Raw genomic sequence first — 23314 nt, 5'->3', positions numbered from 1 at the left:
ATGCGTCGGCAATGGCCGCGGCACTATTCCTGATTCAGGCTCAAGGCCACCCGTTCAGACACGGGAAGCACGCAGTCGCCGCGTTCGGCGGCGGGCAGTTTGCAGACCCTGACCTGCTCGACCAGGTTCTCAACCGTCGCATGCATGACATTCATCAGCGGCGCGGGCCAGAGACCGAGCGCCAGCACCGCGGCCGCCAGCACGCCCAGGTTGATCCGCTCGCGAAGATTGAGATCGCCTAGTGCGGCGACCTTGTCGTTCTTCACCTCGCCGAAGACGACCCGCTTGACCATCCACAGGGTAAAGGCAGCGGCCAGGACCAGCGTCGTCGCCGCGAGAACGGCCCACCAGAAATCGGCCCGGAAGGTCGCCAGGATCACCATGAACTCGCCGACGAAACCGGAGGTGCCGGGCAGGCCCGCGTTGGCCATGGCGAAATAGACCATGAAGGCGCCGAACCAAGGCATGGTGTTGATGACGCCGCCGTAGTCGGCGATCTCGCGCGAATGGACACGATCATAGAGCACACCGACACAGAGGAAGAGCGCCCCGGAGATGAAGCCGTGCGAGATCATCTGCACCATGCCGCCCTCGATGCCCATGACGGAGCCACCCGAGACATTGGGATTCATCACGATGGTGAAGACGATGAAGAAGCCCAGGGTCACAAAGCCCATGTGAGCGATCGACGAATAGGCGATCAGCTTCTTCATGTCCTGCTGCACCAGCGCGACGAAGCCGATGTAGACGATGGCGATGAGCGACAGGGCGATGATGAGCCAATCCAGCGAGGCACTCGCATCCGGCGTGATGGGCAGCGAGAAGCGCAGGAAGCCATAGCCGCCGATCTTCAGCATGATCGCCGCCAGGATCACCGAGCCGCCCGTCGGAGCCTCGACGTGCGCGTCCGGCAGCCAGGTGTGCACCGGGAACATGGGCACCTTGACCGCGAAGGCGAGTAGGAAGGCGATGAAGATGAGGGTCTGCGCCTTCATCCCGAGTTCCAGCGTATGGAAATCCAGGATGCTGAAACTGCCGGACTGGAAGTACATGTAGATCAGCGCGATCAGCATGAAGACCGAGCCGAAGAAGGTGTAGAGGAAGAACTTGATGGTCGCGTAGACCCGGTTCGGCCCTCCCCAGACCCCGATGATGATGAACATCGGGATCAGCATCGCCTCCCAGAAGACATAGAAGAGCACGGCATCCAAAGCAGAGAAGACGCCCACCATGACGCCTTCCATGATCAGAAAGGCCGCAAGGTACTGGGTCGGCTTATAGGTGATGACCTCCCAGCCCGCGATCACCACGAAAATGGTGATGAAGGTGGTGAGGACGATCAGCGGCATGGAGATGCCGTCGACACCCAAGTAATACTCGACATTGAAGCTAGGGATCCAGGCCGCGCGCTCGACGAACTGCATCTCGGCGGTGCTGGAATCGAAGCCGATCCAAAGTCCGAGACTGACGACGAAGGTCAGGATCGCGAAGGCCAGAGCCGTCCACTTGGACAGTTCCTTCTCCTTGTCGCCGCTGGCCAGGACGACCAGACCACCGATGATCGGCAGCCAAATCGTCAGCGTCAGCAGGGGAAGCTCATTCATGCTGGGTCGCCTCCGTTCGGCGTCAAAGCGTTACGAAGAGCGTCAGGAGGCCAACCAGCCCGACGATCATCGCAATAGCATAGTGATAGAGGTAACCGGTCTGCAGATGACGGAAGCGTTGCGCCATTCGACCAACCGAGCGCGCTGAGCCATTGACGATGGCGCCGTCGATCACTGCGCGATCGCCGGTGGTCCAGAGCACGCGGCCCAGGCTGCGGCTGCCGCCGGCAAAGACACGCTGATTGAAGTCATCGAAGCCGTACTTGTCCTGCAGGATGCGCGTCACCGGGCCGCCCAGGGCTTGGAGCTGCTCGTCGATGCGCGGATTCCACTTGTGGAACAGCCACCAGATGATCGTGGCCAAGGTCAGCCCAGTCGCGGCCAGGACGAATGGCAGCGCGCCGAGACCGTGATGCACGAAGGCCGCCTGCCCCTCCCAGTGCTCGCGCAGGTGGTGCAGGGTGTCGTGATCATGGGCGACGACGATGGGATTCCAATCGCCGGAGACCCACCAGTCGTTCACCAGCATGGGCTCGATGGTGTACCAGCCGATGAAGACGGACGGAATCGCCAGCAGCACCAGCGGCAAAGTGACGACCCAGGGTGACTCGTGAAGGTGGTGCTTGGTGTGCTCGTCCATCCGTTCCCGGCCGTGGAAGACCAGGTAGTACATCCGGAAGCTGTAGAGCGCGGTCACGAAGACCCCGGCGGTCAATAACAACGAGGCATAGCCGGACCCGGCCACATGCGAGGCCCCAACCGCCTCGATGATGGCATCCTTGGAGAAGAAGCCAGAGAAGCCGGGGAAGCCGATCAGCGCAAGGCTCCCCAGGAGCGCAGTCACCCAGGTCAGCGGCATGCGCCTCCAGAGGCCACCCATGTCCCGAATGTCCTGCTTGTGGTGCATGGCGATGATGACCGAGCCTGCCGCCAGGAAGAGCAGTGCCTTGAAGAAGGCGTGGGTCATGAGATGGAAGATGCCCGCGGCGTAGGCCGAGGCACCCAAGGCGGTGACCATGTAGCCAAGCTGGGAAAGTGTCGAGTAGGCGACCACGCGCTTGATGTCGTTCTGCACCAGGCCGATGAGGCCCATGAAGAAGGCCGTGGTCGCGCCGATGATGAGCACGAAGCTGAGCGCCGTCTCCGAGAGTTCGTAGAGCGGCGACATGCGCGCCACCATAAAGACGCCCGCGGTGACCATGGTCGCGGCGTGGATGAGCGCGGAGATTGGGGTTGGACCCTCCATGGAGTCCGGTAGCCAAACGTGCAGAGGAACCTGCGCGGACTTACCCATGGCGCCAATGAAGAGCAAGATGCAGATCAGCGTCATCAGCGAGACACCGCCGAAGACCTGGACCTGGGTATCCGCATGCTCGGGCGCGGCGGCGAAGACCTCCGCGTAGTCCATCGAGCCGAAATACATGCCGACGGCGGCGATGCCCAGGATGAACCCGAAGTCGCCAACGCGGTTGACCAAGAAGGCCTTGAGGTTCGCGAAGATGGCGCTCTCGCGCGTCGACCAAAAGCCGATCAAAAGGTAAGAGACCAGGCCGACCGCCTCCCAGCCGAAGAACAACTGCATGAAGTTGTTCGACATGACCAGCATCAGCATGGAGAAGGTGAACAGCGAGATATAGCTGAAGAAGCGCTGATAACTGTTCTTGCCGGAGAGCGCCCCGTGCGGCCAGTTGTGCTCGTCATCGGCCATGTAACCGATGGTATAGATATGCACCATGAGCGAGACGAAGCTCACCGTCGCCATCATGACGGCAGTCAGCTTGTCGACCAGGAAGCCGACTTCGAAGCGGATCCCGTCGGAGACCATCCAGGTATAGACGGCGTCGTTGAAGACGGCCGCATCGCCCCAGATGAAGCGAGACAGCACCCAGAGCGAGAGTACAGCCGCGACGGCCACACCGCCAATGGTGACCGAATGCGCGCCCCGGCGACCGATTCGGCCACCGAAGAATCCGGCAACGATGGCGCCGATGAGCGGCGCGAGCACAATGGTTATGTAGACGTTTTCCATCTTCTGGTATCGGCTCTTTCGCTAGCGTAAGTGGACGGGGCAAGAAGCCTTCGGACGCTCGGCTCGCTCCTCATCCCTTCAGCGCATCCAAGTCCTCGACGTTGATGGTCTTCCGGTTGCGGAACAGGACCACCAGAATAGCCAGGCCGATGGCGGCCTCAGCCGCAGCGACCGTGAGTATGAAGAAGACGAAGACCTGCCCCGTCATGTCGCCGAGAAAATGGGAAAAGGCGACGAAGTTCATATTCACCGCGAGCAGCATCAGCTCGATGCACATCAGCAGCAGGATGACGTTCTTCCGGTTGAGGAAGATCCCCGCGACGGCGATGGAGAAGAGCAGCCCCCCCAGGATCAGGTAGTCCGAAAGCGCGATCATGAGTTCTCCTCCACCCCAGGCTGAGCACTGCTAACTGCGGCCGGAACCGCGACTTCCGCAGCCATCTTAACGAGCCGGATCCGCCTGGGCCCCTTCTTGACCCGTACCTGACGCGACGGATCCACGAATTTGGTCTCCGGGCGGCGTCGCAGTGTCAAACGGATGGCCGCGACGATCGCGACCAAGAGGATCACAGCGGCGATCTCCACCGGGTACAAGTAGAGGGTGTAGAGCACGCGCCCCAAATCCGCGGCGTTGCTGGCATCTGCGGCAGCAGGCTCGGGCGCAGGGAAGGCCTCGAGACCGAAATTGCTTGGCCCGACGATGAGGAAGATCTCGACGGCCATGACCGCCGTGATCAGGATCCCGATCGGTAGGTAACGGATGAACCCGGCCCTCAGCGTGGCGATGTCGATATCGAGCATCATGATCACGAAGAGGAAGAGCACCATGACGGCACCGACATAGACCAGCACCAGGACGATGCCTAGGAACTCAGCCTCCAGCAACAGCCAAAGCGCCGCGCTGCTGACGAAGGCGAGCACCAGGAAGAGGACCGAATGGACCGGGTTCTTCCGCGTAATCACCATCCCCGCGGCCCATAGGGTTATTAGCGCGAAGACGTAGAAGAGGAATTTTTCAAAGCCCATATTTCTTCTCGTTTGGCGACAGGGCGCATCTAGCGATACGGCGCATCGGCAGCGCGGGCAGCCGCGATATCGGCTTCGTACTTGTCACCGATCGCCAGCAGTTTGTCCTTGGTCATGATGTTCTCGCCGCGGCTCTCGAAGTGATACTCGTAGACGCCGGTCTCGACGATGGAGTCGACCGGGCAGGACTCTTCGCAAAAGCCGCAGTAGATGCACTTGAAAAGGTCGATGTCGTAGCGCGTCGTGCGGCGCGTCCCATCCTCGCGCGGCTCGGCCTCAATGGTGATGGCAAGCGCGGGGCAAACCGCCTCACAGAGCTTGCAGGCGATGCAGCGCTCCTCGCCGTTCGGGTAGCGGCGCAAGGCATGCAGACCACGGAAGCGCGGCGAAATGGGCGCACGCTCCTCGGGGTACTGGACGGTGAACTTCCGCTTGAAGAGATAGCCGCCCGTCAGACGGAGCCCCTTGAAGAGCTCCGTCAACATCAGGCTTTGGAGGTAATCGCGTGTGGTTCTCAGCATCCTTCCTCTCCGGGTCAAGCGGACCACCAGGGCGGTAGCCGATAGACCACCGCGAGCGCCACGACCAGGATCCAGACGATCGTGATCGGGATGAAGACCTTCCAACCCAGGCGCATGATCTGGTCATAGCGGTAGCGGGGAAAGGTCGCCCGCAGCCACAGGAAGACGAACATGAAGAAGAAGGTCTTGAGCAGCAGCCAGTGGAAGCCGTCCTGCAGGACCCAGATGCCTCCAGTCCAACCCTGCGGCAGCGGCGACAGCCAGCCGCCCATGAAGAGCAAGGCGCTCAGGGCCGCGATGAGGATCATGTTGGCATACTCGGCCAGGAAGAAGACCGCGAAGGCCATGCCGGAATATTCCACGTGGAAGCCGGCCACGATCTCGGACTCGCCCTCGGCGACGTCGAAGGGCGCGCGGTTGGTCTCAGCGACGCCGGAGATCAGGTAGACCCCGAACAACGGCAGCAAGGGCAGCCAGAACCAGGTGAGGACATTGCCCTGCTGCGCCTCGACGATGGCGCCCAGGTTCAGGCTCCCTGCGGCGACCAGCACGCCGACCAGGGCGAAGCCCATGGCGATCTCATAAGCGACGATTTGAGCCGCGACACGCATGGACCCCAAGAGCGCATAGCGCGAGTTCGAGGCCCAACCGGCGATGATGACGCCGTAGACACCCACGGAACTCAAGGCCAGGATGTAGAGGAGTCCGGCATTGATGTCGGCCAGCACCAGTCCCTCATCGAAGGGAAAGACCGCCCAAACGGCCATGGCTGGCGCAATGGTGATCATGGGCGCGAGCAGAAAGAGCGTCTTGTCCGCCTTGGTGGGGATGACGATCTCTTTCATCATCAGCTTCACCGCATCGGCGATGGGCTGCAAGAGACCGCGCCAGCCGACGCGGTTCGGACCGATGCGGACCTGCATATAGCCGATGACCTTACGCTCGGCGTAGGTGTAATAGGCCACCATGCCCAGCAGCGGCAGGAGGATTGCGGTGATCTTCAAAAGGATTTGGATCACCAGCGGGAGCGCGTTCCAAAGCTCAATCATCTTTGTCGTCTCGTCACTTCTCGCGAGTGGCCTAAGGGTTCTTCACACGTTCGAGACTGACCGGACCCACCAGCGGCCCCAGTGACTCGCTACCGGCCAGCGCGCCGGAAATACGCGCGCAGCCCATGGGGACATGGTCGTCGAGGATCACACGCAGCCGAGCGCCTTGATGCCCCTGCTGCGCGTAGACGATGTCACCCGGACCTAAGCTGTCGGCCGCGGCCTGCTGCGGATGGAGATAGACCGCAAGCTCGCAGCGCGGCATCGGCATCTGTTGCAGCGGAGTTGATCGCCGCACCAATGGATCCGCAGCATAAATCGGGATGGTGCCGACGCGCATGAGACCGCTGCCGGATGCACTCGCCGGAGACGCATCGAAGTCCCCCCGAGGCGCGTTGTCGAGCGGCGAATCCGTGCAGAGCGCTGCCAGCTCGGCCTGCACCTCGGCACCGTCGCGGTACTCGAACCCCTCGAGATCAAGCAGATTGCCGAGCACCCGCAGCACCTTCCAGCCTGGACGGGCTTCACCGGGAGGCGCGACCGCACCCTGGAAGCGCTGCCAGGTGCCGTTCGCATTGACGAAGGTCCCAGAAGTCTCTGCGAAGGCGGAGATGGGCAGCAGGACGTCGGCCATCTCGTCCAAGGCTGCGCTGCGAAACGCCGAGCAGGCGACGACGAAGTCAGCCTTGCCGATCGCCTCCATGCCAGCCGCGGTATCGATGAGATCGCGATCGGGCTCGAAGCCCCAGAGCACCAGCGTCTTGGAGGTGCCGTCCAAGATCTCGGCGACCGCGCCGCCCTTGGTCTCACTCGGCTTGGCACCGGGCAACCGATCGGGGTGGGCCCCCGCCAGATAGGCACCCAGCGAATTTGCTGCCGCTGGCAAATAACCGATCCGGCATTCGGCGGCGGCTGCGATGGCGTGGGCGAGCCCCTTCACCAGCGTGAAGTCGGGGTGCGCTATCGCCAGCGCACCCAAGAGTACCACCCCGCCCCCTTGGCCTCCCGCTTCACGCAGCGCCGCGGCAGCAGCCGTCTGCGCATCGGTTGGCTCGGCCGCCCCGATGAGATCGTTGGCCGCTGAAGAGCCACGTGCCCCCAGCACCTTTGCAATGGCCGCGAGATCGGACAGCATCTGTGCCGGCGATCCCATAAGCTGGGTTGCCGGATGGTTCAGCTCCAACTTGATGGGGTTGACGCACACGACCTGGGCGCCGGCCAGGGCCGCCTTGCGAATGCGGTGCGCAAGGAGCGGCTGCTCGTGCCGGATGTCGGAGCCGATCAGCAGAATGGCCTGTTGACGCTCCAGCTCAGATGCGGTGACGCCGAGCCAAGGCAGCAGCGGGTCGGCGGCATCGCCACGGAAGTCTTGCTGACGCAGGCGGTGATCGATGTTGGCGCAGCCTAGCCCGCGCGCCACCCGCGCCGCGAGATAGAGTTCCTCAAGCGTCGCATTGGGGGCCATGAGCCAGCCCGTGTCTGCGGCGTCAGCGGCCTTCAGGCGCTCCGCCACCAGGGTCAGCGCATCCGTCCATTCAACCTCGCGCCAGCTCCCGTCCTGCTTGAGCATGGGCTTGGTCAGGCGGTCCTCGCTATAAAGGCCGGCGTAGCTAAAACGGTCACGGTCGGAGATCCAGGTCTCGTTGACCGCCTCGTTATCGCGCGGATGGATGCGCATCACTTGGTTACGACGCACGTGCAGCCGAATGTTGGAGCCGAGCCCATCATGCGGCGCGATGCTGTCGTGCATGGTCAGCTCCCAAGGCCGCGCCGTGAAACGGTAAGGCTTGGAGGTCAGCGCGCCGACCGGACAAAGGTCGATGACATTGCCGGACAGCTCGTGCTCGACGGTCTGGGCGATGAAGGTGCCGATACGCATCTCTTCGCCGCGGCCGGTTGCGCCCAGCTCGCGCACACCGGCAACCTCGGCGCCGAAGCGCACGCAGCGGGTGCAATGGATGCAGCGCGTCATCTCGGTCGCGATCAGGGGGCCGAGGTCTTCATCCTTCACCACACGCTTGCGCTCGGCGAAGCGAGAGACGTCGCCGCCGTAGCCCATGGCGACATCCTGCAGCTCACACTCGCCGCCCTGATCGCAAATGGGGCAATCGAGCGGGTGGTTGATCAGCAGGAACTCCATGGTGCCCCGCTGGGCCTCGATGGCCTTGGGAGAACGCGTCCAGACCTTGAGCCCATCGCCAACCGGCGTCGCACATGCCGGCACCGGCTTGGGAAAGGGACGACCGCCTTGTTCGGCCTCGACCAGGCACATCCGGCAGTTCGCCGCAATGGACAGCTTCTTGTGATAGCAAAACCGGGGGATCGAGATGCCCTCACGGTCCGCGACCGCGATGATCATCTCTCCCGGCGCCGCCTCACAGACGCGGCCGTCGATCTCGATGTTGAGCTTGTCCGTCATTTAGGTCTCTCGATCGGCACCAATTGCGCAGACCCTCCAGGCACGCCCAGCGGAGTCTATTGGACACCCGGCAGCAGCGACTGCGGCACCCGCCGTAGCGAAATTCTGCCTAATTGCGCGTTAAGTTGACGAAGCGCCATGCCATCGCGCGCTTCACCGCGAAAAGAACGGTCGAGCCGGGTCAAGCGGCCATCATGCTGCGGCCATGCTCGATCATGTAAGCGAATTCGTGCCGATAGTGTTTCAGGAAGCTCTGCACAGGCATGGCAGCAGCATCGCCCAAGGCACAGATGGTCCTGCCGCCGATGCGACCCGCGACGCTATCGAGCAGGCCGAGGTCTTCTAACCGTCCCTCGCCATCCAAGATGCGGTGCAGCACGCGGGCTAGCCACCCGGTCCCTTCGCGGCAGGGCGTGCACTGACCGCAGGACTCGTGCATATAGAAGTGCGACAGGTTGTAGAGCACCTTCACCATGCAGGTCCCCTCGGCGATCACGATGACCGCGCCCGAGCCCAGCATGGAACCGGCCTTGGCGATGGAGTCATAGTCCATGTCGACGTCCATCATGAGGTCGCCCGGAACCACGGGCACCGACGAACCACCTGGGATGACCGCCTTGAGCGCCTTGCCGTCCTTGACGCCGCCGCTCATCTCCAGCAGCGCGCGGAACGGGGTGCCCATGGGCACTTCGAAGTTGTTCGGGTTGTTGACGTGACCCGACACGGAAAACAGCTTGAGCCCGCCGTTGTTGGGCCGTCCTTGCTCAAGAAACCATTTACCGCCCTTCTCCAGGATGACCGGCACGGAGGCAAGCGACTCTGTATTGTTGATGGTCGTCGGCTTGCCGAAGAGACCATACTGCGCAGGGAACGGCGGCTTGAAACGCGGTTGACCCTTCTTGCCCTCGATGGACTCCAGTAGCGCGGTCTCTTCGCCACAGATGTAGGCGCCCGCCCCCATGTGGCTGTAGCAGTCGAAGTCGATCCCCGAGCCCTGGATGTCCTTGCCGATCAAGCCAGCCGCATAGGCCTCTTCCAAGGCGCCCTCGAAGCGCGCGATCGGCTCGTAGAACTCGCCTCGAATATAGTTATATCCAGCGGTCGCGCCGATGCAGTAGCCCGCAATCGCCATGCCCTCGATCAACTGATGCGGGTTGTAGCGCAGGATGTCGCGATCCTTGCAGGTGCCCGGCTCGCCCTCGTCCGAGTTGCAGACGATGTACTTCTGTCCCGGCGCGTTGCGCGGCATGAAGCTCCACTTCAACCCGGTCGGGAAGCCCGCGCCGCCACGGCCGCGCAGGTTGGAGATCTTCATTTCCTCGATGAGGTCGTTGGGATCCGGCCGCTCGCGCAGGATCCGCTCCCACTGGGCATAGCCTCCGATGCCGCGATAGCTCTCCAGCGTGTGGCGCACCGCCTCGTCCAGGTGCATCGTGCGAAAGCAGACGCTGTTCTGATTCTGGGTGTTCTGGCTCTCGACCATGCGCTTACTCCAAGTCGTCGATCAGCTTGTCCAGCGCATCCGGGGACAGTTTCTCATGGTAGGTCTTATCCAAGAGAACTGCCGGAGCATCACGGCAGGCGCCGAGGCACTCGACCTCTTTCAGGGTGAAACGCCCGTCGGCGGTGGTCTCGCCCGGTTTGACGCCGTACTTGTGCTCGACGTGCTCGATGAGTTCCTCGGAGCCCTGCAGCATGCAGGAGATGCTGTTGCAGACGCAGACTTTGTGACGCCCCTGAGGCTCGAGGTCGTACATCCCGTAAAAGGTCGCAACCTCGTAGACCGACATGGGAGGCATGTCCAGATAGACGGCGATGTCGTCCATCAACGCCTGCGTCAGCCAACCGCCGTTCGCGTCCTGGACCAGGGTGAGCGCTGGCATCACGGCGGACTGCCTCCACTCCGACGGATACTTGGCGATATGCTTGTCGATCGCGGCACGGATCTCCGGGGTGAAGAGGGTCGATTTGTCGCGCTCGTGATCAATGGCGAGGGGAAGGTTACGGAAGCTCATCAGCGATCGATCTCCCCGAACACGATATCCAAGGTCCCGATGATCGCGACGACATCGGCTAGCATGTGCCCCCTGGACATCTCGTCAAGCGCGGCCAGGTGCGGGAAGCCTGGTGCGCGAACCTTCAGACGATAGGGCTTGTTGGCCCCGTCCGAGACGATGAAGCAGCCGAACTCGCCCTTGGGCGCCTCGACCGCTGCGTAGACCTCGCCGGGCGGCGGACAATAGCCTTCCGTGAAGAGCTTAAAGTGGTGGATCAGGGCCTCCATGTCCTCCTTCATTTCCTCCCGCCGGGGCGGCACCACCTTGTGGTCGTCGATCGACACAGGCCCCGGGTTGGTACGCAACCAGTCCACGCACTGCTTGATGATGTGGTTGGACTGGCGCATCTCCTCCATGCGCACCAGATAACGGTCGTAGCAGTCGCCGTTGACGCCAACCGGAATATCGAAATCCACTTTGTCGTAGGCCGCATAGGGCTGCTTCTTGCGCAGATCCCACTCGACCCCCGAACCACGCAGCATGGGGCCGGTGAAGCCGAGCTGCAGGGCGCGCTCCGCCGAAACGACGCCGATATCGACCGTGCGCTGCTTCCAGATGCGGTTGTCGGTGAGCAGCGTCTCGTACTCGTCGACGAGCTTGGGGAATCTCTGCGTGAAGTCCTCGATGAAGTCGAGCAGCGATCCCTCACGCGCGACGTTACGCTTGGCGATCGCCCGCTTGGAATGCCACTTCGACTTGCCGGCGTATTGCGGCATGCGATCGGGCAGGTCGCGATGAACGCCGCCGGGACGATAATAGGTCGCATGCAAGCGCGCACCCGAGACCGCTTCGTAGCAGTCCATGAGATCCTCGCGCTCGCGGAAGCAATAGAGGAAGACGCTCATGGCACCGATATCGAGCGCGTGCGCACCCAGCCACATCAAGTGATTTAGGATGCGGGTGATCTCGTCGAACATGGTGCGGATGTAGTGCGCGCGCTCCGGCACCTCGACGCCTAGCAGCTTCTCGATGGCGCGCACGTAACCGTGCTCGTTGCACATCATGGACACGTAGTCCAGACGATCCATGTAGCCGATGCTCTGGTTATAGGGCTTGTACTCGGCCAGCTTCTCGGTCGCGCGATGCAGCAGACCGATGTGCGGGTCGGCGCGCTCAATGACCTCGCCATCCATCTCCAGCACTAGACGCAGAACACCGTGCGCCGAAGGGTGCTGAGGCCCAAAGTTCAGGGTGTAATTACGGATCTCAGGCATCGCCCGCCTCCTTGCTCACACCATCCCCGACATAGCGACTGTCATCGCGAATCACCCGTGGCACCAGGACCCGCGGTTCGATGGAGACAGGCTCGTAAACGACGCGCTTTTGCTCGGGGTCATAGCGCATCTCGACTTGACCGGTGAGCGGAAAATCCTTGCGAAAGGGATGCCCCACGAAACCGTAGTCGGTGAGGATGCGACGCAGGTCCGGATGCCCCTTGAAGAGGATGCCGTAGAGGTCGAAGGCCTCGCGCTCGAACCAGTTCGCGGCGGCCCACACAGGAATCAGCGAGTCCACCATCGGCTGATTGCCGCCAACATAGACACGCAAACGCAGGCGGCAGTTGTAGGCGAGCGAGAGCAGATGGACGGCCACTGCAAAGCGTTTGGGATCGTCGGCGGCCACGTCCAGATCGCGATCGACGCCGCGACCGAAACCACTGAAGGAAGCCTCATCCGTCTCCCATTCGGAATGGCCGTAAGCCGCATAGTCGACGCCACAGAGGTCGATCAGCTGCTCGAAGCGAAAGGCCGCGTCATCGCGCAATGTCCAGCAGACATCGAGCAACTGCTCCGCAGGCACGACCAAGGTCAGCTCGCCGAAGCCGTCGATGAGTTCGCAGTCATGCGCCGCGAGCTTCTCGCGGATCGCGGCGGCGAGCGCGTCCAGCCTGGCATTGCGAGTCAGGGAATGTTTCACCATGTTCTCTGGGTACTACTCAGCGGGCGATGGTATTGGTTCGGCGAATCTTGCTCTGGAGTTGCAAGATACCGTAGAGCAACGCCTCCGCCGTGGGCGGACAGCCGGGAACGTAGATATCCACGGGCACGACACGGTCACAGCCACGGACGACAGCGTAGGAGTAGTGATAGTAGCCGCCGCCGTTCGCGCAAGAGCCCATCGAGATCACCCAGCGAGGCTCGGCCATCTGGTCGTAGACCTTGCGGAGCGCCGGAGCCATCTTGTTGACCAGCGTGCCGGCGACGATCATCACGTCCGACTGACGCGGACTGGGCCTGAAGATGATACCGAAACGGTCTAGGTCATACCGCGCCGCCCCGGCGTGCATCATCTCAACGGCACAGCACGCAAGCCCGAATGTCATCGGCCACAAAGAGCCGGTGCGCGCCCAGTTGATGAGCTTGTCAGCCGAGGTGGTGACGAACCCCTCTTCGAGAAGACCTTCTATTCCCATTCCAAAGCCCCCTTTTTCCACTCGTAGATAAAGCCAACGACCAGGATGCCTAGGAATACGACCATGGCCCAGAAGGCATAGATCCCGAGTTCTTGGAGCACAAGTGCCCAGGGGAAGAGAAATGCAATCTCTAGATCGAAGACGATGAAGAGAATAGCGACCAGGTAGTAGCGGACGTCGAACTTCAAACGTGCCGTTTCAAATGCCTCGAATCCGCACTCGTAGGGCGAATCTTTTTCGCTATCCGGGCGACGTGGTCCGAGGAGGTAACCGATCACGAGTGGCCCAACCCCTACCAGTATCCCGACCAGGATAAAAATCAGGATCGGCAGATAGTTGTCTATCACTGTCCCCTCTCTATCGTTTTTCTAATATAAGCCAGCAGCGTTGGGAGTCTAGTGCACCCTTCCGCACAGTGTCAACCTAACGAGCAATTCAAACTATTATATTTTTCAAAGCCTTAGACACAAACTCTAGGCGCAAAAAAACGGCATGCCACTCGTGCGGCATGCCGTTTGCTGTTGGTGCCGACGGCCAGACTCGAACTGGCACGGCTTTCGCCACTACCCCCTCAAGATAGCGTGTCTACCAATTTCACCACGTCGGCGTAAATCATTCCGAACTCTCTTGACCCTTCTCCGCCCCCGACTCATCAACCGCAGCCGGAAGGCTCTGATCTGCGGGCTCGCCCTCGACACCCGGCCCGGGCGCAGCTTCTACGGGCGCTACCGGCACATCCGAGCCAACCACGGCCTCAAGCGCACTTGGACCGCCTGGCACGACCGGAATATCGGTCGGCGCAGTCGTCACCGGAGGCTCAACTTCAGGCGGCGCCATGATGGTCGCGCCATCCACTGCATCCATCAAGCCCGCAGGCTCTGGACCCTGCGCCGCAAAGAAGGCCAGGCCCATGCTCGTCAGAAAAAATAGGGTCGCAATAATAGCAGTCAGGCGGGTCAAAAACGACCCCGAGCCTTGCGCACCGAATACCGTCGAAGAGGCACCGCTTCCGAAGGCTGCCCCAGCGTCCGCACCTTTCCCGTGCTGCATCAGAACCAGTCCGATGAGCCCCAACGAAAGAAAGACTTGGAGTACTGTTAAAATCGTTTGCATGTATCACTCACAGGCCAGGACATCAGCCCGCAGCGGCTTCTCCGGCCCGGCAAATCGCTAGAAAATCTTCAGCGGCCAAGGCAGCACCACCAATCAAGCCACCATCGATGTCCGGCTGGGACAGCAGATCGCTTGCGTTACCGGGCTTCATACTGCCGCCATAAAGAATCCGAACCTTGGCGCCAATCGCTTGATCCTGACCAGCGATCCGCTGCCGAATGAAATCGTGCACTTCCTGCGCCTGCTCTGGCGTAGCCGTCTTCCCGGTCCCAATCGCCCAGATGGGCTCGTAGGCGATTTCAAGCTCCGCGAACGAAGCGATACCGTTTTGCGCGATAACAGCATCGATCTGCTGAGCAATGACCTCCTGGGTCTTACCTTGCTCCCGCTGATCAAGCGTCTCTCCAACGCAGAGAATCGGCTTCATGCCATTCTCGACGACGATCGCCAATTTCTTGGCAACGATCGCGTCGGTCTCACCGTAGTATTCGCGCCGCTCAGAGTGACCGCAGATAACATAACTGCAACCGAACTCTGCCAGCATGGCAGCGGAGACTTCACCGGTATAGGCCCCGCTCGCCTCCGTGCAAACATTCTGCCCGCCAAGACGCACTGAGCTGTTGGCGACCAGGCGCTCCCCAGCCTCCAAGAAAGGGAAGGGCGGACAGATGGCGATCTCCGCCTTGCCGAGCTTCTCCGCACCCTCAAGCACACCCTTGATCAGCGCTTCTGCGCTCGATCTGGTGCCGTTCATCTTCCAGTTACCTGCGATAAGAGGCTGACGCACAACGGTACTCCTTCAGGTGAGCTGCGCATCATAGCCATTTCTGAGCGGATTTCAAGCCCAAGTCGTGACCGAAAACGGAATCCGCACCACAGACCCAGCTGCCGAGACGGCTAGCGGCGGGCAGACCAAGGCGGCGACAAGGGCTGCCCCACGACTCGTGGGCCTTAGCCGGTCCGGCGCGCTTCAGGCTTATTCCAATCTCCGCTTTCCGCTAAACTGGCGCAATGGCCAAGAGCAGCAAGAAAAAGCCCAACAGCGGGTCGACCATCGCACTCAATAAGAAGGCGGGGCACGACTATTTCATCGAGCAACGGATCGAAGCAGGCATCGCCCTGGAGGGCTGGGAGGTCAAGAGCCTCCGCGCCGGGCGCATCCAGCTCAAGGAAAGCTATGTCAAGATCCTGCATGCCGAGGCATTCCTGATCGGCACCCACATCTCCGCATTGCAGAGCGCGTCGACCCACGTCAACCCGGACCCAACCCGAACACGCAAGCTGCTGCTCAAACGCTCCGAACTGAGCCGACTGATCGGCTTGACCGAGCGTTCCGGATACACGCTCGTTCCCACGGCGATGTACTGGAAGCGCGGCAGAGCAAAGCTCGAGATCGGCCTCGCCAAAGGTAAGAAGCAGCACGACAAGCGGGCCACTGAGAAAGACCGCGACTGGCAACGCGAGAAAGAGCGCATTTTCAAAACGGGCTGACCTTGCCGGGGAACCAATGCTCCCCTATAGTGACCAATCCAGTACCTGGGGGCGACATGGCTTCGACGTGGGTTACGAAACCTGAGGTGCATGCCGAGGTGCGGTTTACCTCGTAAATCCATCCGCAAACTTATAGTTGCCAACGACGACAACTACGCTCTCGCTGCTTAACCCAGCGGGCCTCTGACCGTCTCTTGCCTATGGGCGGCGGATTCCAGGGGTAAAATCACATGGGATCGCAGTGACGGGAGTCCGGACCTGATCTGCTAAAACCTAACGGAATCGCTGACTGATCGCCCTGCCCTTCGGGCGGCGGAAGGCTAAAAAAAATAGAACGGGCTAAGCATGTAGGACCAATGGCAGAGGACTTGCGGACGCGGGTTCGATTCCCGCCGCCTCCACCAATACAGCATCCGCGACAATCCGCGAAGGACTTCAGAACCCGCCTAAGTGCGGGTTTTTTATTGTCTTGATTTGTCTGCACAGGGGTAACCTCGTCCGCGAGCATCCACGTGTAGACAGGGGTAACTTTTCGGGGTAACCGGGGTACCCCCATCGGTAGTTACCCCCATGCCGCTGACTGACACCCAGATTCGCAACCTCAAGCCAGCCTCAAAGGACTACAAGAAGGCCGACAGCGACGGTCTTTACTTGCTGATGAAGACCTCGGGCGCGAAGTGGTGGCGCTTCAAATACCGCTTCGACCGACTGGAAAAGCTCTTGAGCCTAGGTGTCTACCCCGAGGTGAGTCTGAATGAGGCCCGCACAGCGCGAGACGAGGCACGGCGCCTGCTGGCCCGAGGGATCAACCCTAGCGAGCACAGGAAGGCAAATCTTGCGGCCCGCGAGGAACGAGCCGCCAATAGCTTCGAGGTCATTGCTCGGGAGTGGTACGCCAAATTCGAGCCGACATGGGTACCGAGCCACGGGACGCGGATCATCCGCCGTTTGGAGCGTGACATCTTCCCCTGGATTGGGGGTAAGCCTATCGCCGATGTTACCCCCCCCGAGCTACTGCAGGTTATCCGACGAATCGAGCAGCGCGGCGCCCTAGAAACGCCATGGGCGGCTACCGCCGAGTGTGAGTTTGTGAGTTCCGACGAGTTATTTTCCGGTCCTCGCGAAATGGGTCAGGCCGTGGAGGGTGAGCTATGACCGCCGCCGCCCTCCTCGCCAACCTGGCCGCGCAGGGGATCGAGCTGACACTCACCGAGCGCGGCACATTGCGCTACCGGGGCGACAGAGCCGCCGTGGATGCCTGGCTGCCTGAGATCCGCACCCACAAGCCCGAGTTGATCGGGCTGTTGCGGGATCGCCAGCCTCCCGCTATCCCGTCGCTCACCGCCGAGCAGCGGGCTGACGTGACCGAGTCCCTCGCGGAGCGTGCGGCCATCATGCAGCACGATGGCGGCCTCCCGCGCCAGCAGGCCGAGGTCCAGGCCGCCCGTGCGATGCGCGTCTACCGTTGCCGTGTAACGGATCATCCTAATGATTGGCTGACCATGATCGCGCCTGGATGCGACCTGGAAGAAGCCCGGCGAGAGCTGATCTCGCGCTTTGGCCCCGAGCGATTGATCGATGTGTTGGAGCATGGCGACAGAGGCGTGCCCAAGGCATGATATTGGGCTATTTGTGCGACCGGAGTGGAAAATGGCGGAGTTGACAGGCTCAGGAGCCTCCTTAGCGGACTTCATTTGGAAGAACGCCGAAGACTTGTGGGGTGATTTCAAGCATACGGATTTCGGCAAGATCATCCTGCCCTTCACCTTGCTCCGGCGGTTGGAATGCGTGCTCGAGCCGACGCGCGTGGAGGTGCGCGATGCCTACCTGACACACCGGGACAGCGGCTTGGACCTGGATCTCATCCTGCGCCAGGTCACCCGCTATCCCTTCTACAACACCTCGGAGTATGTGCTCGGGACGCTGGGCGGGACCAAGACACGCCAGAACCTCCAGGACTACATCGCCCGCTTCTCGGACAACGCCCGCGTCATCTTCGAGCAGTTCGATTTCGCCAACACCATCATCCGGCTGGACAAGGCCAGGTTGCTGTTCACGATCTGCAAGAATTTCGCCTCCATCGACCTGCATCCCGACGCCGTGCCGGACCGGGTCATGAGCAATCTCTATGAGCACCTGATCCGGCGATTCGGTGCGGCCGTCAACGAGGCGGCCGAAGACTTCATGACGCCCCGCGATGTCGTGCATCTGGCGACCACGCTCTTGCTTGACCCGAACGACGCCCTGTTCGAGTCGAATCCGGGTCTCATCCGCACCCTCTACGACCCCGCTTGCGGGACCGGCGGCTTTCTCACCGATGCCATGAACCATGTCGCCGACCACGGCAGCCGCTTCCAGGTGCCGCCGGCGCTCATCCCCCACGGACAGGAGTTGGAGCCCGAGACCCACGCCGTCTGTCTGACCGCCATGCTGTTGCGCACCCTGGAGACTGATCCGGGGCGCGATCTCTCCAAGAACATCAAGCTCGGGAGCACGCTCTCCAACGATCGGTTTGCAGGCGAGCGCTTCCATTACTGTCTCGCCAATCCGCCCTTCGGCAAGAAATGGGAGAAGGATCAGAAGGCGGTCACGCGAGAGCACACGGAGAAGGGGTACGACGGCCGCTTCGGTCCTGGTCTGCCGCGCATCAACGACGGCTCCATGCTCTTCCTGCTGCACCTGGCCAGCAAGATGGAGCGTCCCGAGCATGGCGGCGGGCGCGTGGCGATCGTGCTGTCAGGCTCGCCGCTGTTCAACTGCGGGGCGGGCTCCGGCGAGTCCGAGATCCGCCGCTGGCTGCTGGAGCGGGATCTGGTCGAGGCCATCATCGCCCTGCCCACTGAGATCTTCTTCCGCACCGGCATCGGCACCTATCTCTGGATCCTCTCCAACAAGAAGCCAGCCGACCGACGCGAACGGGTACAGCTCATCGATGCCACCGGTCTCTGGACCTCGATCAAGAACGAAGGCAACAAACGCCGCCTCATCAGCGACGACCAGATCCGGCAGATCGCGCAAGTCTATGCGGCGGCCGAGACCGCGGGCATCAGCCGTCTGCTCGACTACCGCACCTTCGGCTACCGACGGATCAAGGTGCTGCGCCCACTGCGCATGCGGCTGCACATCGACGCGGATTCGCTCGACAGGCTCAGGGAAGAAAAGGCATGGGGCAAGCTCACCGAGAGCCAGCAGACGGCCTGGGAAGCGGCCTTGACCCCACATCTCGGGCAGATCCATCCCTTCGCCTGGGCCGAAACCTTCGCCACCGAGGCCGCAAGCGCGTCTCCCGCGATCGGCAAGGTCGGCAAGACCTTCATCAAGGCGCTGATCAAGGCTCTCGGCGAGCGCGACCCGGAGGGCGAGCCCGTCACGGACAAGGACGGCCAGCTTGTCCCGGATTCGGAATTGACCGACTACGAGAACGTGCCGCTCACCGAGCGCATCACCGACTACTTCGCCCGTGAGGTCTTGCCGCATGTTCCCGACGCCTACATCGACGAGGACTTCCGCGACCAAGGCGACGGCGAGATCGGGCGCGTGGGCTACGAGATCAACTTCAATCGCTATTTCTACCAGTACAGGCCGCCGCGTCCGCTGGAAGCAATCGATGCCGAGCTGAAGCAGGTCGAGGCCGAGATCGCGGCGCTACTCGGGGAGGTCACCGAATGATCGGCACCGGTCGTCTGCTGCCCACCGAGGCGCGAGCCTTGCCGTGCCGCATTGGCTCATCTATCCTATGTTGCAACAACACCCGCCAAGGCTATGTCCGCAAGGATACCCTCAAACTGGCGGGTTTCTCGTTTCTGGGGCGGGCGGATGAAGTTTGACAAGGAGCCGAAGTCTGTCGACGCGCAGATGGACGTGCTGAGGTCGCGGGGCATGCTGATCCCGGACGAGGCGACCGCCCGACACTATCTGCTTCACCTCAATTACTACCGTCTCACCGGTTACTGGCTGCCCTTCGAGGAGTGCCACGACCCGCACCGCTTCAAGCCCGGCACCCGCTTCGAGGAGGTGCTGAACCTCTACGTCTTCGATCGTGAGCTGCGCCTGCTGTTGCTCGATGCCATCGAGCGCATCGAGGTCTCGGTCCGCACACAGTGGGCCTATCATTTCGCCCTGCATGGCGGTGCGCATGCTTATCTGAATCCCCAGTATGCAGACTCGCAGCGGAAGCTGATCCGCCAATCCGCCACCCTGGCCAGCGAGTTCGAAAGCTCCCAGGAGCCGTTCGTCATCCATCTGCGCGGCAAGTACACCAAGCAGCCGGACATGCCACCGATCTGGGCCGCCTGCGAGGTGCTGTCACTGGGGCAGCTCTCGCGCTGGTATGCCCTGCTGCGGCCAATCTCGCTGAGATCCAAGATCGCGCGGACCTACGGACTCGACCAACAAGTGCTCCAGTCCTACCTCCACCACCTGACCTATGTACGGAATCTGTGCGCCCACCACAGCCGGGTCTGGAATCGCGAGCTGACCATCACGGCACCGCTGGTCCAGAGCAAGCCACCCGTGCTGGCACAAACGATCTCACGGACCGACAAACGCAAGATCTACAACACCTGCTGTTTCATCCAGCATCTGATGAACACCATCACCCTGGATCATCACTGGCACCGACGGCTCTTCGCATTGCTGACCAAGCACGGCATCGCCACGCGCGCGATGGGCTTTCCCGCTGACTGGTTGTCGAGGCCGCTTTGGACCGCCATTGAGCATGGCTCCGATGACCGTTTCCCGACACAAGGGCCAACGCCATGAATGAGGCATTCCTGAAACCCCGACTCCTGGGCCGACGTTTCGCGGAGCACACGATCCCGCTTGACCTGCTCAAGGATTTTGCCGCGCTCGAAGTGATGCTGGTCGAGGTCGCGAAGCACGAATACCGGACGTTGAATCCAGATAGATCCCGTGTTTCCAAAGGTTTTCCAAAAGGGCTCGAGTTTCATCTCTCGGGGATCGAAGAGGGAAGCACCATTCCGATTCTGACGTTTGTCTTCTCTGGCCTGCTGCCACCGGCGGATGTTCTCTACTTTGAGCGCGCCAAGGACCAGATCATCGAGGCCATTGCCAGCGTTGAGCAGGACTGCCAACCGAGCTTACCCCCTAAGCTACTGCGCTATTTCGACCGTTTTGGTCGCGGGCTACGCGAAGGGGAAGCTATCGAGTTCACACGCGCGCAAGGCCAAACGACCGCGCTGACCCCCGCGATTCGCGAACGATTATTGAGAGCCTCCCAAGCCGAGGAGTGGACCGAGGAGGTGATCCTGAAGGGTCGAATTTCAGAGATGGATCAGGCGGATTTGAGCTTCGAGCTGGAGCTGCGCACCGGTCCCAAGCTGAAGGCACCGCTGGACGAGCAGCACCGGGAGACCGTACTCCAGGCGTTCGGAGACTATCGCCAGGGGCAGATCGTTGCAGTGCAGGGCGTCATCCGGCGCGATCGTGCCGACCGCCCGAAGTCGTTCGAGTCGATCGAGCATATCAGTCTGCTCGATCCCTTGGATGTCGAAACCCGCCTGGAAGAATTAGCGACACTGCCGGCGGGCTGGCTCGACGGCAAGGGCGAGCCACTTGCCCCCACTACCCTGCGTGCCTTGGCGCAAGACTTCGACACCTATTTCGACCCGGATCTGCCGCTTCCTTATCTGTATCCCACGGCGGAAGGCGCGGTCCAAGCCGAATGGACCCTGGGCGACTGGGAGGTCTCGCTAGAAATCGAGTTGACCGCGAGAACCGCTCAATATCAGGCATTGCATATCCCTACCGATCAAGTGGATGAACAGGTCTTCTTGTCGTTGCAGGGACAGGATGCGTGGAGCAGGCTCAATGCCTTGCTGAAAGGTCTGTCGGAGGGCACAGCATGAGCCCGGAGACTTTATTGCTGCGTCAGATCCATCCCAGCTTTGTGCAAGATGGCCGCGTCTCGTCCCAAGCCTTCCGCCCCACCCCGAAGGATGAACACCGCCTGTCCGTGGACAACGGTGACCGGATTCAGCCAGAAGTGGCCTGCAAGCGATTCAAGAGTCGGCCCAACTGCTCGTCCATCGGAGTGATGGCCGTCTCCCATGCGGAATGCGAGTCCCAGTGCCTCACCGTGATCGAGGATGGTGATCCCTACCCCGAGCATTGTTCCATTGATTTTTCGGCCTTCGGGACAAAGGCGATCGAGCGCAAAGCAAAACAATTATCGTGTCAGGCCAGGGAGCGGGATTGGCTGTTTCAAGATGGAGGAATGGAGTGATCCATTACAAGCGTTATCCGGCATTGAAGGATTCTGGCACGGAATGGATTGCACGCATTCCAGAGCATTGGAGTCTAGGCCGAATTGCTCAACTTGGCCGGTTGTCGAAGGCGAACGGCGGGAGCAAGAAGGACGAGAAAGAAACAGGCATACCCTGTGTGAGATATGGAGACCTCTATACGACACACAGCCACTTTATCCGAGAAATCAACTCCTTCGTTGATTCTGAAACTGCGACAGAATATACCCAGATTCATTATGGAGATGTTCTATTCGCGGCATCTGGAGAAACACTCGAAGAAATCGGCAAGTCAGCGGTTAATTTGACAACAGATAAGGCGTGCTGCGGCGGTGATTTAATCGTCTTGAAACCCGCAAAGGCTATAGATGATCCTGTCTTCTTGGGCTATGCGCTGGATTGCTCCATTTCTGCGGCTCAAAAAGCAACGATGGGACGCGGATTTACAGTCGTCCATATTTATGCAGACCAACTCAAGAACCTTACGATTGCTATTCCGCCCGCTCAAGAGCAACAACTGATCGGCGCTGCGCTGGAGCGCGAAACCGCCCGCATCGACGCACTCATCGCCAAGAAGACCCGCTTCATCAAGTTGCTGAAGGAGAAACGCCAGGTGCTCATCACCCAGGCCGTTACGAAGGGACTCGATCCCAAGGTGAAGATGAAGGATTCCGGGGTGGAGTGGATTGGGGAGGTGCCGGCGCACTGGCAGGTTATGCGGCTTACAAAATGCATTGGGCCGATAGTGGATTACAGAGGTCGAACACCCACAAAGGTGGACAAAGGACAATTTTTGGTGACCGCGAAAAATGTTCGCGGAGGCAAAATAGATTATGAGTGCTCTAAAGAATACGTAGCTCCACACTCTGCAAGGCAACTCTTGGAAAGAGGGGGGCCAGAAATTGGTGATCTACTATTCACCATGGAGGCTCCATTGGGGCAGGTCGCCCAAATTGATCGAACGGATATCGCGCTGGCTCAAAGAATCGTTAAGTTCCGGGCATTGGAAACATTACTAAAGAACGAATTCTTGCTTTTCTGGATCATGGGGTCTTACTGCCAGGCTGTTCTCGAAACACTTGCCACCGGATCGACTGCGCTTGGAATAAAGGCTAGCAAGCTTGGAATGATTCCGGTATTCCTCCCCCCCTTAGACGAACAAGTTGGCATAATCCGGTTTCTTCAAGTGGAGTGTGGTGGACCCCAAGTCAAGGACAGTTTTAGCCAGAAATTAAGTTAGTCCGCCTCTGCTATTGCAGCCGTTTGTGGCTGCCCGATGTTGCCGCTAGAACTCGTGGTGGTGTTGAGTGACTTACCCCCCCGTTTCTG

At 60.9% G+C, this 23314-nt stretch carries 23 protein-coding genes, 1 tRNA gene and 1 other RNA gene; 9 read left to right on the top strand and 16 right to left on the bottom strand.

Features of this window, described 5'->3' with window-relative positions:
• Positions 1-23: 23 nt before the first annotated feature.
• The 16 genes from G3480_RS11565 to tpiA form a co-directional block, all read right to left on the bottom strand.
• Complete coding sequence (locus G3480_RS11565; protein ID WP_164654047.1) at positions 24-1604, bottom strand: NADH-quinone oxidoreductase subunit M; 1581 nt, start codon at positions 1602-1604, stop codon at positions 24-26.
• 22 nt (positions 1605-1626) lie between these two features.
• Complete coding sequence (gene nuoL, locus G3480_RS11560; protein WP_164654046.1) at positions 1627-3633, bottom strand: NADH-quinone oxidoreductase subunit L; 2007 nt, start codon at positions 3631-3633, stop codon at positions 1627-1629.
• A gap of 70 nt (positions 3634-3703) precedes the next feature.
• A complete protein-coding gene (nuoK, locus tag G3480_RS11555; protein WP_164454280.1) occupies positions 3704-4009 on the bottom strand; it encodes an NADH-quinone oxidoreductase subunit NuoK in 306 nt (101 codons plus the stop codon).
• A complete protein-coding gene (locus G3480_RS11550; RefSeq protein WP_164654045.1) occupies positions 4006-4659 on the bottom strand; it encodes an NADH-quinone oxidoreductase subunit J in 654 nt (217 codons plus the stop codon). The genes nuoK and G3480_RS11550 overlap by 4 nt, the downstream gene beginning before the upstream one ends.
• 29 nt (positions 4660-4688) lie before the next feature.
• The gene (gene nuoI / locus G3480_RS11545; RefSeq protein WP_164654044.1) at positions 4689-5180 is read right to left on the bottom strand and encodes an NADH-quinone oxidoreductase subunit NuoI; all 492 of its coding nucleotides are present in this window, start codon (positions 5178-5180) and stop codon (positions 4689-4691) included.
• A gap of 14 nt (positions 5181-5194) precedes the next feature.
• Positions 5195-6229 (bottom strand): NADH-quinone oxidoreductase subunit NuoH, encoded by a 1035-nt coding sequence (gene nuoH, locus G3480_RS11540; protein ID WP_164654043.1) that lies wholly within the window; start codon positions 6227-6229, stop codon positions 5195-5197.
• Between the two features lie 31 nt (positions 6230-6260).
• Positions 6261-8648 (bottom strand): NADH-quinone oxidoreductase subunit NuoG, encoded by a 2388-nt coding sequence (gene nuoG, locus G3480_RS11535; protein WP_164654042.1) that lies wholly within the window; start codon positions 8646-8648, stop codon positions 6261-6263.
• Between the two features lie 181 nt (positions 8649-8829).
• A complete protein-coding gene (gene nuoF / locus G3480_RS11530) occupies positions 8830-10131 on the bottom strand; it encodes an NADH-quinone oxidoreductase subunit NuoF (RefSeq protein ID WP_164654041.1) in 1302 nt (433 codons plus the stop codon).
• 4 nt (positions 10132-10135) lie between these two features.
• Positions 10136-10663, bottom strand: a complete 528-nt coding sequence (gene nuoE / locus G3480_RS11525) for an NADH-quinone oxidoreductase subunit NuoE (protein ID WP_164654040.1) — start codon at positions 10661-10663, stop codon at positions 10136-10138.
• Complete coding sequence (locus G3480_RS11520) at positions 10663-11919, bottom strand: NADH-quinone oxidoreductase subunit D (protein ID WP_164654039.1); 1257 nt, start codon at positions 11917-11919, stop codon at positions 10663-10665. The genes nuoE and G3480_RS11520 overlap by 1 nt, the downstream gene beginning before the upstream one ends.
• Positions 11912-12625: an NADH-quinone oxidoreductase subunit C gene (locus G3480_RS11515; RefSeq protein WP_164654038.1), complete on the bottom strand. Its 714-nt coding sequence runs from the start codon at positions 12623-12625 to the stop codon at positions 11912-11914. The genes G3480_RS11520 and G3480_RS11515 overlap by 8 nt, the downstream gene beginning before the upstream one ends.
• Positions 12626-12641: 16 nt before the next feature.
• A complete protein-coding gene (locus G3480_RS11510) occupies positions 12642-13118 on the bottom strand; it encodes a NuoB/complex I 20 kDa subunit family protein (protein WP_164654037.1) in 477 nt (158 codons plus the stop codon).
• Entirely contained in the window at positions 13109-13465 is a 357-nt protein-coding gene (locus G3480_RS11505) for an NADH-quinone oxidoreductase subunit A (protein ID WP_164654036.1), read from the bottom strand. Before G3480_RS11505 ends, G3480_RS11510 begins: the two co-directional genes overlap by 10 nt.
• 175 nt (positions 13466-13640) lie before the next feature.
• Positions 13641-13725: transfer RNA gene (locus G3480_RS11500), tRNA-Leu, on the bottom strand.
• Positions 13726-13730: 5 nt separating this feature from the next.
• Positions 13731-14168 (bottom strand): preprotein translocase subunit SecG, encoded by a 438-nt coding sequence (gene secG / locus G3480_RS11495; RefSeq protein WP_240905762.1) that lies wholly within the window; start codon positions 14166-14168, stop codon positions 13731-13733.
• Positions 14169-14253: 85 nt separating this feature from the next.
• Positions 14254-15018 carry a triose-phosphate isomerase gene (gene tpiA, locus G3480_RS11490; protein WP_164654034.1) on the bottom strand — a complete coding sequence of 255 codons (765 nt, stop codon included), beginning with the start codon at positions 15016-15018 and terminating at the stop codon, positions 14254-14256.
• Between the two features lie 224 nt (positions 15019-15242).
• Here tpiA and smpB point away from each other — a divergent pair, with 224 nt between their 5' ends.
• The 9 genes from smpB to G3480_RS11445 all read left to right on the top strand — a co-directional run bounded on the left by smpB (position 15243) and on the right by G3480_RS11445 (position 23225).
• Positions 15243-15722 carry an SsrA-binding protein SmpB gene (gene smpB / locus G3480_RS11485; protein WP_164654033.1) on the top strand — a complete coding sequence of 160 codons (480 nt, stop codon included), beginning with the start codon at positions 15243-15245 and terminating at the stop codon, positions 15720-15722.
• A gap of 47 nt (positions 15723-15769) precedes the next feature.
• Positions 15770-16126, top strand: a transfer-messenger RNA (tmRNA) gene (gene ssrA, locus G3480_RS11480).
• A 166-nt stretch (positions 16127-16292) separates the two neighbouring features.
• The gene (locus G3480_RS11475; protein WP_164654032.1) at positions 16293-16877 is read left to right on the top strand and encodes a tyrosine-type recombinase/integrase; all 585 of its coding nucleotides are present in this window, start codon (positions 16293-16295) and stop codon (positions 16875-16877) included.
• On the top strand, positions 16874-17341 hold the full coding sequence (locus G3480_RS11470; RefSeq protein WP_164654031.1) for a hypothetical protein: 468 nt from the start codon (positions 16874-16876) through the stop codon (positions 17339-17341). The genes G3480_RS11475 and G3480_RS11470 overlap by 4 nt, the downstream gene beginning before the upstream one ends.
• Before the next feature lie 31 nt (positions 17342-17372).
• A complete protein-coding gene (locus tag G3480_RS11465) occupies positions 17373-19391 on the top strand; it encodes a type I restriction-modification system subunit M (protein ID WP_164654030.1) in 2019 nt (672 codons plus the stop codon).
• 147 nt (positions 19392-19538) lie between these two features.
• Positions 19539-20483: an Abi family protein gene (locus G3480_RS11460; protein WP_164654029.1), complete on the top strand. Its 945-nt coding sequence runs from the start codon at positions 19539-19541 to the stop codon at positions 20481-20483.
• Positions 20480-21589, top strand: coding sequence for a hypothetical protein (locus G3480_RS11455; protein WP_164654028.1), 1110 nt, complete (start codon positions 20480-20482; stop codon positions 21587-21589). Before G3480_RS11460 ends, G3480_RS11455 begins: the two co-directional genes overlap by 4 nt.
• Complete coding sequence (locus tag G3480_RS11450) at positions 21586-21966, top strand: hypothetical protein (RefSeq protein ID WP_164654027.1); 381 nt, start codon at positions 21586-21588, stop codon at positions 21964-21966. Before G3480_RS11455 ends, G3480_RS11450 begins: the two co-directional genes overlap by 4 nt.
• Positions 21963-23225 carry a restriction endonuclease subunit S gene (locus tag G3480_RS11445; protein ID WP_164654026.1) on the top strand — a complete coding sequence of 421 codons (1263 nt, stop codon included), beginning with the start codon at positions 21963-21965 and terminating at the stop codon, positions 23223-23225. Before G3480_RS11450 ends, G3480_RS11445 begins: the two co-directional genes overlap by 4 nt.
• Positions 23226-23314: the final 89 nt, after the last annotated feature.

The organism is Thiorhodococcus mannitoliphagus (genome assembly GCF_010915725.1).
GTDB lineage: Bacteria > Pseudomonadota > Gammaproteobacteria > Chromatiales > Chromatiaceae > Thiorhodococcus > Thiorhodococcus mannitoliphagus.
The sequence above is the reverse complement of the archived record's forward strand: the minus strand, read 5'-3'. Positions and strand labels throughout refer to the sequence as shown.